Below are 12,686 nucleotides of genomic sequence, written 5' to 3'. Positions count from 1 at the left end.
GGCTTGGATTTTATAATCTGAGCCTTTTTTCAAAAATAAGGATAAATTGATTGAGAACAATGCCCCAATTTTGGATAGGCATCGTCCATTTTTTAGTAGCTTCTTTTAATGCCAGATACACTGATTTCATTACGGCATCATCGGTAGGAAAAGACATTTTGTTTTTGGTGTATTTTCGGATTTTTCCGTTTAGATTTTCAATTAAATTAGTTGTATAAATGATTTTTCGGATCTCTAAAGGAAAATCAAAAAATACAGTAAGTTCATCCCAATTGTTTCTCCAGGATTGGATAGCATAAGAATATTTACTTTCCCATTTATCTGCAAAATCATTGAGTGCTTGTTCAGCTGCTTGTTTTGTTGGAGCGGTGTAAATATGCTTCATATCGGCAGAGAATTCTTTTCTGTCCTTCCATACCACATATTTGCAGGCATTTCTGATCTGATGCACAACACAAATCTGGGTTTGAGATTCGGGAAAGACAGAGCGGATCGTCTGGGTAAATCCGTTTAAATTATCGGTGGCGGTGATGAGAATATCCTCCACACCACGGGCTTTTAAATCTGTGAGAACACTCATCCAGAATGCTGAGCTTTCATTTTTTCCAAGCCACATTCCCAATACTTCCTTTCTCCCGTCACGGCTTAATCCAACAGCCAGATAAACTGTTTTATTAATGACTTTGGAGTTTTCCCTTACTTTGAAAACAATCCCATCCATCCAGACAATGAGATACAAATCTTCAAGCGGGCGGTTCTGCCAACTTACTGCTTCACTTGCAACCGCATTGGTTATTCGTGATATGGTGGAAGTAGAAACCTCAAAATCATACATTTCACGGATTTGTTCCTCAATGTCTGATACGCTCATTCCTTTGGCATAGAATGAGATGATGATGTTTTCTAAACCATCGATAATGTTGTGCCTTTTGGGAACTAATGCGGGCTCAAAACTACCTTCTCTATCTCTGGGAACCTTAATCTCGGATTCCCCAAAAGACGATTTTATCTTTTTGGTTCCATGACCGTTTCGATAATTTCCATTAGTTGTTTTACCATGCTTTTCGTTATCCAGATGACTGTCCAGCTCTGCATCCAACATATGCTCCACGGCTTTTTTGTGCAGTTCTTTGAAGAAGGATGGAAACCTGTAAAAAACGATTCTGCACTTATACGACTTTCAGGAGGACTTAAGATCCCTACAGTTTCTACAGGAAGCCTGGGAGAATTCAATTATGCGCCTTTTGATCAGTTTAAAGAATACCTTAAAACATCGTATCCGCTGGTGTATCAAAATACCGAAAACAATGAGGTCAATACCCATGCATTAGTTTTCCGGCTGAAAGGTAGTGATCCTTCACTGGAACCTGTTCTTTTTCTTTCCCATATGGATGTCGTACCGCCGGGAGATGCTGATGTCAAAAGTAAAGAACAAAATATATTCAGACCAGATGACAAACCGTTGCCTCCCGTTTCCAAAGTAGCGGAAGACTGGGATTTTGAACCCTTTTCAGGTAATGTGGCCAACGGAAGAATCTACGGCAGGGGAGCCATCGACATGAAGGGAATGCTCTTCTCCCTGATGGAATCCATGAATACAATGATTAAAAGTAAAACCGTTCCTAAAAGAGATATTTACCTCGCTTTTGGCTTCGATGAAGAAGTAGGAGGACAAAAAGGAGCCATACAGATTGCCAATTATTTTAAGAAAAAAGGATTAAAGTTTGATGCAGTCTACGACGAAGGGGGATTGATCTTGCAAAAAGGCAATGTGGCAGGAATAGATTCCGATGTTGCCGTAGTGGGTTGTGCAGAAAAAGGTTTCTTATCAGCAAAAATTAAGGTTAAAGGCCTTGGAGGACACTCTTCAATGCCACCGATGGAAAGTGCCATAGGAAAGGCTGCCGTCATCATGCAGCGTCTCGAAGATCATCAGATGAAACCTACCATCACCCCGCTCATCAAGAACTTTTTTGATAATATCGGTGGAAGTATGCCATTTCTCAACAGACTGGCTATTGCCAACCAATGGCTGCTGAAACCTCTTCTTTTGTCACAGCTTACAAAAAATAATACCACCAATGCATTGGTGAGAACAACCACTGCACTGACGATGATGAAAGGAAGCGACGGAACCAATGTTCTTTCACCCGAAGTCGAATTCGTTGTGAATTTCAGACTTCTGCCCGGTGACACAGCCAAAGAGGTTCGCGAGCATATTGCAAAAGCGACAGAAGGTTTCGACGTTGAGGTGGAAGAGATTGATAACACAAGAGAAGCTTCCGCAGTTTCCCCAACCAATACTAAAGCTTATCAATTAATAGAAGCCGGAATCAAAGAGATTCACCCGGGTGCCATTGTTACCCCTTATCTTACCATGGCAGGAACTGATGCTTACAAATACCAGATCGTAAGTAAAAACATCTACAGATTTATGCCCATCAAGATCAACAGCTCAGAACAGCAAAGCATCCACAGCACCAATGAGTACATCAGCATTGAGAACTACATGAGGATGATTCATTATTTTGAGTTTATGATGCTCAACTACGACAAATAGTTTCGGGTTCCGTGATACGAGGTTAGAGTGTCGGAGTCTTTATGAGTTTAGAGTATATGAGTGTAAAATGTAGCTGCTTGGTGACTGTTGATGGTTCGAATCTCGGAACTCGCATCCCGAAACATGTCTGAAATCTGGCATCTGCGATTCACCATTCACTTGCGAAGCAAAATTCACCATTCACATTTTCTGATCTCAGTCTAAAGTCTCATATCTGTTATCTGAAATCTTGATTCCTGGCTCTTGCATCTTGACTCTTATAAAAAAAATAACACGTCAAGTTTTGTCGCATTACCGCTATAGCTTTGTCCTATCAAAATTACAGAGTTATGGAATTGCCGTTTTACTTAACATTTAAAGAATTTGAAAGCCATTATTACGATACCCTTGAACAATGGTTTGAAGAATATCACAATGCCAGCGAGATCGATTTTCTGAAAGCGCTTGCAGATCTTTACAGCCCTTATCTCTACTATAGTTTTGCGGATGACAGACTTCTGGCGGATGCTTCTATGGAGATCAAAGACTGCTTTTTCCCATACCATGAAAAGATTGGAATTTCTTTCTGTCCAAGTTGTGACAACGGAAAATATCCTAAAACCTCCAAAGGAATGAATCATATATTTGAATGGAAAAACATTACCATGATGGAGTATGCTCAGCATATTCTGGATAAAATCAACAGGCATATACTGAAAAATAGCAGTTCTCCGGATGCCGGTAAAACAATTCTGGATTTCATCAATGAGCGTGAGATTGTTACCAAAAGGGAAGGAGCAGGATATTGTGTGAATTACAACAGACATCAGGCTGCCGTTCCATTCTTAAAGGCTTATCTTCCTTACTTCGGTCAGACTGTCAATATTGCAGTGTATAGAGACTTTATTTTTTCTGTAGCGCAGATCGCAGAGTATATTGATAAGAAGCTGAGGTCTGTACAGGCTTTTGAACATACGGTTTATGCTAAATTAAAATCAGAAGCCAAATTCAAAGTACAGATGAGTCATCAGTTTCTGACGATCTGTAATTGAATCTTACCATAACCATTCATATTTAAATTATATTATCGGAATACCATCAATGGTTTTCCAGACAAATCCTGACAGCAATGCCAGGATTTTGTTTAATTTCACCCATTCACCATTTACCATTCACTATTTCACCACCTTCATTTATTTTTAAACGGTAAATTCCAAATAATATCTGCCGCCAGATAATGCACGCCACGATTCTTTATACTTTTGCTTCCTCTGATCAGATCATTTACATATCCTATATCTACAGTAAAAGGGGAGTGTGGAATACTGAACATATAATAAGCTCCAATACGCATTTCCCGGTATCCGAAAGGGGTCCATTTCTGTTCCGGTTCATTAAGGTAACTTGTGGAAAAGAGGCCTTCTGCACTTAAAGCCAGCTTATGATTGTTTTTCTTTGACAAACTATAGGTTAACTGACTTTTAATTCTTGTTCTCAACTGAAAATCCTCGTCAGCCTGTCGAAAATCAGAATCAAAAAACTTCCGGAATTCCTGACGGACTGTATTCTTCAGTTTCCATCTTTTCCCAAGATTAAAGGTATAAGCATACCTTCCGTAGATCCTGAATTCCTGCTCTGTATCTTCCTTTTCATACGGAGATACACTTTCATACTTTGGCTGTCGACGATAGCTCACGGCATAGCTATACTGCTGATTCTGGGTAAAAGAATGATATACCTCATGGTTCAAAACAATGATGGCCTGTTTTGAGACTAAATTATAATCATCAGGACTGCTTTTCCTTCCCAGAGCAATATAACTTAAAGTCTGTTTCTTTCCCAGCGAATCAAGTTGACGCCTTACTCCAAAAGCTGACCAGAATGCAGTATTCGCATCTCCAAGGCCCGGCGGACTGATCTGTGCATGTAATGATCCGCATAAGCTGAATAAAAATATCCCGATAATAATTTTTCCTGTTCCGAGCATCCTGTAAAATCTGTTGAATCGTATTTTGAGTATCTGTTCAGTCATACGATGGAGTTGAATATTAAGGGATACTGTAAAATGATGATTTGTTGTAGCCAATGGAGGTCCTTTATCCATGAAATAATGATTTAATACTGTTGATAAACAGGACAAATTAAATACATGATTTAGGAATGTTTTAGGAATAGGGGAAGGATCAGATACAAAAGTTGTGTACTAAATGAATTCCTCTCGCTGATTATACAGATAGAGCAGATAAAAATAAAAATCTGTTTAATCTGACCAATCTGCGTGAAATTTATAGATCCGTTCCCTTTATTAGAATCCAGGGAATGGATTACATCTTTATTTCTTTTTACAAAAAAAAAGCCTTAAACAATTAATTTTAAGACTTTTACATTTTTGCAGAGAGGAAGGGATTCGAACTTATAAGGTTTTGCAAGTTCTTTAAAGTTTTATATAGTTATAAATCAATGTTTTAAATATTTTTAATATCTTTGAATATCATAAAAGTGCTTAAAGATATGCCAATAGTGGGTGTAAAATTGGGTGTAATATTTTACTCATGATTATAAAAAGAAATGTAATTTTTGTTCTTGAAAATAGAAAATTGAATGGCGAATTGATTATAGAAAATGTCCCAATCCGTATGCGTATTACTTTTTCTGGAAATAGGATTGAGATTTTTACGGGTATGAGGGTAGATAGAAATAAATGGGATAGCAAAAAGTCTAAGGTAAAACCAAATACTTTCAACAAATTAAAACAATCTGCCTCTGATATTAATACGAAACTGTCTGAGTACGAAGCTGAAATTCAAAATGTTTTTAAAAAATTTGAATTTAAGAATTTAACACCAACCGTTGAAGAAGTTAAATTTCATTTTAATTCTGCATTTGAAAAAGGACAGGTTATCACAAAAGCAAAAGGATTTTTTGATTATTTCGACGAATTTACAACTGAAAACGGTAGAGTTAAAAACTGGACAGTCAGAACATATGAGAAATTTTCGTCTGTTAGGAAGCATTTGTCTGAATTTAATAGTAAACTATCATTTTCTTTTTTAGATGAAAAAGGATTGACTTTATATGTAGAGTTTCTGCGAGATAAATTGAAAATGAGAAATTCTACCATTGAAAAACAAGTTAGTTTTTTAAAATGGTTTTTAAAATGGGCTAAAGCAAAAGGGTATAATGACAACCTATCTTATGAGGCATTCTACCCAAAGTTTAAAGCAACTCAAAAAAAAATTATTTTCTTAACGCAGACGGAATTAAAAACTCTTGAACTTTACGAAATTCCCGAAGGTAAGCAATATCTTGAAAGAGTTCGGGATGTTTTTATTTTTTTATGCTATTCCGGAATTCGATACTCCGATGCTTTAAATTTAAAACGCTCAGATATTAAAAAGGATTATTTTGAAATTACAACTGTAAAGACAGGAGATAGTTTGAAGATTGAACTCAATAAGAACAGTAAAAAGATTCTTAACAAGTATAAAGATATTCCATTTGAACATGATCGGGCTCTTCCAATTATTTCTAATCAAAAAATGAATGACTATATTAAGGAATTAGCGAAACTGGCGGAGATTGACGAACCAATCCGGTTAACTCATTACAAAGGTAATATCCGAGTTGACGAAGTAGTTCCAAAATATGACTTATTGGGAACGCATGCAGGACGTAGAACTTTTATTTGTACAGCACTTTCTCTTGGAATTCCGGTTAACATAGTGATGAAATGGACCGGTCATGCAGACTATAAATCTATGAAGCCGTATATTGATATAGCTGATAATATTAAAGCTAATGCTATGAAAAAATTTGATGAATTATGAAAAGTGAGAATCAATTACTGCAAGAAATATCTTATCTCATTACAATTTTTGAAAGTGCTTTTTTACTATTGCATAGTGATAAATTTCATCACGACGAAGCTCAAATGAAAAAACTATATGCAAGTAAAAAAATCAGCGAAGAATTAGATGAAAAAAAAATTGATATAATTTTTATGCAATTAGCTAATGAAGGATTTAAAGAAATTGTTTTCAACGATTTACTTACAAAGATTAGTAAATATGATGACCTTGTTTTTGAAAAAAAAATTATTACCAATAATACGTTTTTAAATTCCTACTTTGATAAGATCCCAGAATTAATAAAAATTCAGCAATGGATTAAAATTAAAGAAAATGATATTTTGGAAATAGAAGAATCTCAATCTGGAATGCCGCAATTAGAAAAACAAAAAGTAATAAGTGACTTTGAAATAGAATTAAATCACTTGAAGAAAGAGCAAGAAATGATTTACAGTAAATATTCTTGGATTAAAACGAATTACTATTTTAAAATTCTGACAAAAGCAGATGAAATTCTCCAAAAAATCGAAAACTATTTTAAAGTTTCTGTACTAAAACCAGCCAAAGAAATTTTTGATTCGGAAATAACACGAAAAATTTTCGATACGATGGTTGAAAAAAAATACATATATCCAAAATCCCAACTTACACATGAAGATTTCCATCTCATTTTAAATTTAAAAATGCCAAAAAAAAATTGTGCTGATGCTTTAAAAGTAACACACTTCGCTTATCTATTCAAATTGTTGTCAGATGATGTTGAGAAAAAAGGATTTAAAAAGAAAGAATGGCAGAGTTTTGTAATTAAAGAATTTAATTTAACAGAAAGCACATTAAAAAGTAGATTTTACGAAAAGGAAAATTATGAAAATTTTTATGAAATTATCAATTCATAAACGGCTAAAAATGGTCAGTAACCTCAAAAATAAACTGCAAAGAACTATATAAAACCCATAGACAGTTTAAAATCACGAAAAACAAAATTTGTTAAAATGCAAATAATTGAATGTCAATTATTTGCATTTTTTATTTTACAAGAAAATCACGAAAAATCACCAAATAGTTATTAGAAATTTGACCTGTTCGAACAAACGAAAGCCAAAGAACACGGCATTTATTTAATCAAATCTAAATTTCAAAAAATGGAAAATATTAATTCATTAAAAGAAAAACCATTATGGCAATTAACAGGCAAAGAATTTCTTGATTTAATTGAAGGAAGTAGCACAAAATCAAATACTGAAAACTCTGAAAATTCAAAGTTTACGGAGAAAAAATACGTCTATGGTATTTCGGGCATTCAAAGCTTATTGAATTGTAGTGAGTCTTCGGCTAAAAGGTTGAAAAAGAGCGGAACAATCGACGAAGCCATCATTCAAAATGGGAGAAAAATAATTATTGATGTTGAAAAAGCATTGGAACTTCTGAAGAACAATAATAAACCAGGATTAAAGAAGAGATAATGAAAAATAAAATCCCATACATCCGAGTCGGAACAACTTACTATAAAATAATAGAAAAACCATTAATTTCGGGAGACACAACCTCAGTTTTGGTTCGTTGGAATCGCGAAACAATCATTAGCGACCATGGAAAAGCTTTTCTTTCATCAATCCCAAAATATGATGGTTTTTGTTGTATTCCGGAACATTTAGATTATCAACAAATCGTTCGAGGTTTCTATAATATTTATAACGAAATCCCATTCTCTCCTTCATCTGAAAACGAAAATTTCAAAAATGAAATTCCTTTTTCTTTGAATTTTGTGAAGCATATTTTCGGAGAACAGTTGGAACTCGGTTTAGATTATTTGAAAATCCTATTGCAATTTCCAACGCAAATTCTGCCTATTTTATGCTTGGTAAGCAAAGAAAGAGCTACCGGAAAATCAACGTTCATCAAATGGTTGAAAGAAATTTTCGGGTTAAATATGACTTACATCAAAGGCGATTCATTCGGAAGTCAATTTAATTCTGATTGGGCAGCAATGTTGGTTGTGGCGATTGATGAAGTGTTTTTTGATAAAAAAGAGATTACAGAAAGATTAAAATATCTATCGACCACCAACAAAGACAAGTTGGAAGCCAAAGGAAAAGACCGAGAAGAAATCGATTTTTTCGCCAAATTTATTTTGTGTTCCAATAACGAAGAAAATTTTATTCAAATCGATGAAAACGAAATTCGATTTTGGATTCTAAAAATTAATCCGATAAAAGTGGAAAACACAGACTTTCTTGACAATCTCATTTCAGAAATCCCTCATTTTCTTCGGTTTTTAATTGAGAGACCTTTTTCAACAGAAAAGAAAACAAGAATGTGGTTTTCTGCCGATGAAATCAGGACAAAAGCACTCCAAAAACTGGTTTTCAAGAATAACAATAAGCTGGAATCTAAAATGATTGAGTTGTTGTATGAGTTTTTTGAAAGCAACAACGAAGATGAAATTAATTTCGTTCCACAAGATATCCTGAACATGATGAACCGAATGTTTCGACCAACTTACTGGACGAGAAACGATATTCGAAATCTATTAAAGGAAACATGGAAATTAAATCCGCAAAATAACGGCTTAACCTACATCAGATACGACATTGATTTTGCAGGAATATTTTATCAAAACAATTCCGTTGGGCGATTTTTCACTGTTAAAAAAGATCTCATTCTTCAAAAATATGTTGAAATGTTGAATTAATTGATAATGAAAAGAAAATCAATCAATTAGTTCTCTACAAAATCCTCAACAAACTTTTAAACCCACTTTTTTGTTGAATGTTTGTTGAGCAAATAAAATCGATTTTGTTGAATTGTTGAGCTTTTGTTGAATGATTAAATATCTAAAAATCAATTGTTTAATATATTTTCTCAACAATTACACAACAAATTACAATAATTAATACCCGAAAAATCTACACAATGAATTGCAAACAATTTAACAGCATAAAGTTGGAAGAAGTCCTCCAAATTCTCGGACACCTTCCAACAAAACAAACGGAAAAAGAAGCGTGGTTTCTCAATCCATTTGCCAAAGAAAACCACGCCTCTTTTAAAATTAATAAAAACCTAAACTATTGGTATTTACACTCCGAAGGAATCGGCGGAAACAATGTCAATTTTATGAAAAAATATTTGAATGCTTCTGTAAAAGAAGTTTTAGAATGGGCAGAAAATCAAAATTTTTCTTCTTTTCAACAGCAAAAAACTTCCAATAGTAAATTGGAAAATCTTTCTAAAAACCATAAAATTATTGAAATAAAAAATGTTCAGCATCCTGCACTTTTAGAATATTTAAAGGAAAGAAATGTTGAAAATCAAACTCAATTTTTACAAGAAATTCATTATCGAATGAATGATAAAAATTATTTCGGAATTGGTTTCAAAAACGATTCTGGCGGTTATGAAATTCGCAATAAATACTCCAAAATTTGTTTGGGTAAAAAAGATGTTTCAACAATTAAAAGCAATTTAAATTCAGTTAGGATTTTCGAAGGTTTTTTCGATTTTCTTTCCTTTAAAAATGTAGAAAATTTTTTAGAAAAAGAGCCTTCCAATTATATCATTTTGAATTCAGTTTCGATGATTCATAATATTAAAAATTCACTCAAAGACTATGAAAACATTGAACTTTATTTTGACAACGATGAAGCCGGAAATAGAGCAGTTGAAATGATTGAAAATGAAAACAAAAATGTAGAAGATTGTCGGATTTTGTATTCAGATTTTAAAGACTTAAATGATTGGTTAATTAACAAAAATCCATTAAATGAAAGGCAACTAAAACACAGGAGAAGGTGAGTGAAATAAACACAGGTAAAATATGGTGGGATGCTAGTGCAAAAAGTACCCAAAGTTTACAATAAGCGTGGTCGCTGATTGTAAAATTGAGATTTTTGATTTCTTCCTATCGTCAGAAATGTTTTTAAATACACAAAAATTAATGAAATGGAAAACGACTTTTTACAAGAATTTATAAACCAAGCCACCAAAGAAAATGAAACAAAAATTGCTCAGGAAAAGAGAAAAAAACATTTCCAAGAATTGGGCAGAAAAGGTGGTTTAAAAACTAAAGAAAACAAAAAACTGGATAAAGTGATTTCGATAAGAATGACCAATTCTGAATATGAATTATTGATTCGAAAACAAGAGAAATATCCGCTCAAATTATCAACGTATATCCGAAATGTTTTGTTCGAAAAAGAATTAAAAATCAATGAATTTAAAACTGATGAGACCTTGCTTCAATTTGGAACTCACTTCAAAAAAATAACCAATCTTTTGCGAAATCGAGAATGGACTGTTTTTGAAAATAAGAAAGAAATTTTAGTAAAAATTGAGAATGTAGTTGATTTGATTCATCAATATTTATACTCAAAAATTCAGAAAAATGAATAATTCTGCAACCACTAGAACCATCACGAAAATCGCTTTAGAATACAACGGAAACGACAAAGGAACAGCGGAAATGGTGGCTTCAAATTGTCTTTTGAGTTCAATGGCTGAAGGTCAGTTTTTGGAAATGAAAACCGTTGCAGACCGAAACACGAATGTGAAAAAATGGGCTTTAACTGGCTATATTTCTCAACCCGACGAGATTGGCAGAAAGTTGACGGATGAAGAATTTACAGAAATCGCTACTAAAGCTTTAGAAAAAATTGGAGTGAGCGATAAGAATCAATTTCGATTGGATATTCATAACAGTACGAAACAAAAACACATTCATTTTATCGTGAACAGGATTGATATTTCGGGGAAATGTACTGTAAAATCACATGATGTAGGAAGAAGATTCGGAGAAGCAGTTCGGGAAGTTTGTAAAGAAAAAGGTTTGTTGACCGATGTGGAAATTGGAATTCAGAAAAAAGCAGAGATGCTGAAAAATTTGAAAGAAACCCTAAAATCAGCAAAAAATTTTGATGAACTTATTTTTAAAATGAAAGAAAGAGGTTTTGAAATTCAATTATCCAAGAATGTGAAAGACGGCGTTTCGGGAATGCGAATCGTGATGGAGAAAGACAAAAATCCCAATACAGACAGAATTTATAAAGCAGGCTATAAACTTTCTGAAATTACCAGCAAGTTAAAAATTGCGGACATCAAAGCGATTCTCAATGAAAATAGAGCGAAAAAATTGGATAATGAAACTGTTTTTTCTGAAAATTCAAACCAAGAAAATAGTGGAAATGTACAAAAAAACGACTCCGTAATCAGCGAAGTTGGAAAAGCAATTGAGGAGTTTTTAAAACCAACCTATACCTCCAATTCAGATGATGAATTATTAAAGAAAAAGAAGAGAAAATCAAGATAACAATAAAAAATAAATTTAATAAAATGGAAAATCAAAATCAAAACGAAGACACGAAAAGTAACGGAATGGAATTGCTGGAAAACGTGATAAAATCTAACGAGAAAAATATTGCTTCAAACGAAGCAAATATCGAACAATTTGTAAAAGTTGAATTTGTTGTGGAAGACTTTATCAATTCGTCAAAACATATCCAGACTGGTTTGCGTGATGTAAATGCAAAGTATGATGATGTCGATAAATTGTATGAATTGGAGCAAGTGAAAAGATCTGAATTTCTTGCCAATATTCCTACCAAAATAGAAACAGTTCTATCTCAAGAAACCATTGATTTTTATGGAAATTTTGAAAACAAAGTTAAAAGACTTGAAAAATTTATCTGGAGTGGAATTGGAGTTAGTGTTTTTTCGGTTTTATTGATGATAATTTCCATCAATTTCGCAACCAAATGGTACAAAGAAAGCATCAAAGCAAAAAGTGAACTGCGCCAAGATATTTTAAATGAAATTGCTGGTGAAGGAAAAAAAATCTATGATGAAAAGGAGATAAAAATATTGAGTGAAAATACCGAAATTATGCAACTTTGGATTAAGAATAATCCTAAAAAAGGGGAAGATTTTTTGAGATTTAAAGATGGATTTGATGCGAGGAAGGAATAATTTTTTTTTAAAATGATTTATAAATGTCTAGTTTTTTAATTAATAAACTGGACATTTTTTATGTATTTGCTTTTTAATTATTCAATGAAAAGTACTGATTACATAGCATATACTTTAGACCGATTCCCAAAAAGATATGTTTTCACCTATGATGATTTTTCTAATGAGGTAAAGAAAATATGCAAATTCACAAAATTGCAGATTTATAGTATTAATTAACAATCATTCTTGAAATTCGAGATTGTTAAAATACTGCAACTGAAATCGGGATTTCCAGAGGAGAGCAGAAATTGATGAGAGGAGCTTTTCGATTTTAGTTCTTTTACGGTTTTCCTTTAGTT

General features: G+C 33.2%; 11 protein-coding genes and 1 pseudogene. 10 read left to right on the top strand and 2 right to left on the bottom strand.

What is annotated here, in order from left to right; translation table 11 throughout:
- Positions 1-10: 10 nt before the first annotated feature.
- A pseudogene (locus EG346_RS01210) lies at positions 11-1,141 on the bottom strand (IS256 family transposase); the annotation flags it as partial.
- Between EG346_RS01210 and EG346_RS01205 the strand changes: the two are divergent.
- Both EG346_RS01205 and EG346_RS01200 read left to right on the top strand, forming a co-directional pair.
- Positions 1,103-2,560 (top strand): M20/M25/M40 family metallo-hydrolase, encoded by a 1,458-nt coding sequence (locus EG346_RS01205; protein ID WP_228426505.1) that lies wholly within the window; start codon positions 1,103-1,105, stop codon positions 2,558-2,560. The pseudogene EG346_RS01210 and the gene EG346_RS01205 sit on opposite strands and share 39 nt — an antisense overlap.
- A gap of 329 nt (positions 2,561-2,889) precedes the next feature.
- Positions 2,890-3,591 carry a hypothetical protein gene (locus EG346_RS01200; protein ID WP_073333357.1) on the top strand — a complete coding sequence of 234 codons (702 nt, stop codon included), beginning with the start codon at positions 2,890-2,892 and terminating at the stop codon, positions 3,589-3,591.
- 137 nt (positions 3,592-3,728) lie between these two features.
- Here EG346_RS01200 and EG346_RS01195 read toward each other — a convergent pair whose 3' ends face one another.
- Complete coding sequence (locus EG346_RS01195) at positions 3,729-4,643, bottom strand: DUF2490 domain-containing protein (protein ID WP_123876724.1); 915 nt, start codon at positions 4,641-4,643, stop codon at positions 3,729-3,731.
- A 448-nt stretch (positions 4,644-5,091) separates the two neighbouring features.
- Between EG346_RS01195 and EG346_RS01190 the strand changes: the two genes are divergently transcribed.
- From EG346_RS01190 to EG346_RS01155, 8 genes are all read left to right on the top strand, one after another.
- The gene (locus tag EG346_RS01190) at positions 5,092-6,366 is read left to right on the top strand and encodes a site-specific integrase (RefSeq protein ID WP_076783280.1); all 1,275 of its coding nucleotides are present in this window, start codon (positions 5,092-5,094) and stop codon (positions 6,364-6,366) included.
- Positions 6,363-7,283, top strand: coding sequence for a hypothetical protein (locus EG346_RS01185; RefSeq protein WP_076783279.1), 921 nt, complete (start codon positions 6,363-6,365; stop codon positions 7,281-7,283). The genes EG346_RS01190 and EG346_RS01185 overlap by 4 nt, the downstream gene beginning before the upstream one ends.
- A 246-nt stretch (positions 7,284-7,529) precedes the next feature.
- Positions 7,530-7,850 (top strand): DUF3853 family protein, encoded by a 321-nt coding sequence (locus EG346_RS01180; RefSeq protein ID WP_076783278.1) that lies wholly within the window; start codon positions 7,530-7,532, stop codon positions 7,848-7,850.
- A complete protein-coding gene (locus EG346_RS01175; protein ID WP_076783277.1) occupies positions 7,850-9,079 on the top strand; it encodes a primase-helicase family protein in 1,230 nt (409 codons plus the stop codon). Before EG346_RS01180 ends, EG346_RS01175 begins: the two co-directional genes overlap by 1 nt.
- A 221-nt stretch (positions 9,080-9,300) precedes the next feature.
- A complete protein-coding gene (locus EG346_RS01170) occupies positions 9,301-10,179 on the top strand; it encodes a DUF8464 domain-containing protein (RefSeq protein WP_123876723.1) in 879 nt (292 codons plus the stop codon).
- A gap of 147 nt (positions 10,180-10,326) precedes the next feature.
- Positions 10,327-10,776: a plasmid mobilization protein gene (locus EG346_RS01165; RefSeq protein ID WP_076783275.1), complete on the top strand. Its 450-nt coding sequence runs from the start codon at positions 10,327-10,329 to the stop codon at positions 10,774-10,776.
- Positions 10,769-11,689: a relaxase/mobilization nuclease domain-containing protein gene (locus EG346_RS01160; protein WP_076783274.1), complete on the top strand. Its 921-nt coding sequence runs from the start codon at positions 10,769-10,771 to the stop codon at positions 11,687-11,689. Before EG346_RS01165 ends, EG346_RS01160 begins: the two co-directional genes overlap by 8 nt.
- 23 nt (positions 11,690-11,712) lie before the next feature.
- Entirely contained in the window at positions 11,713-12,345 is a 633-nt protein-coding gene (locus EG346_RS01155; protein WP_076783273.1) for a hypothetical protein, read from the top strand.
- Positions 12,346-12,686: the final 341 nt, after the last annotated feature.

The sequence above is a fragment of the Chryseobacterium carnipullorum genome, from assembly GCF_003815695.1.
Classification (GTDB): domain Bacteria; phylum Bacteroidota; class Bacteroidia; order Flavobacteriales; family Weeksellaceae; genus Chryseobacterium; species Chryseobacterium carnipullorum.
Note: the sequence above shows the minus strand (reverse complement) of the source record. Positions and strands in the feature narration are given on the sequence as shown.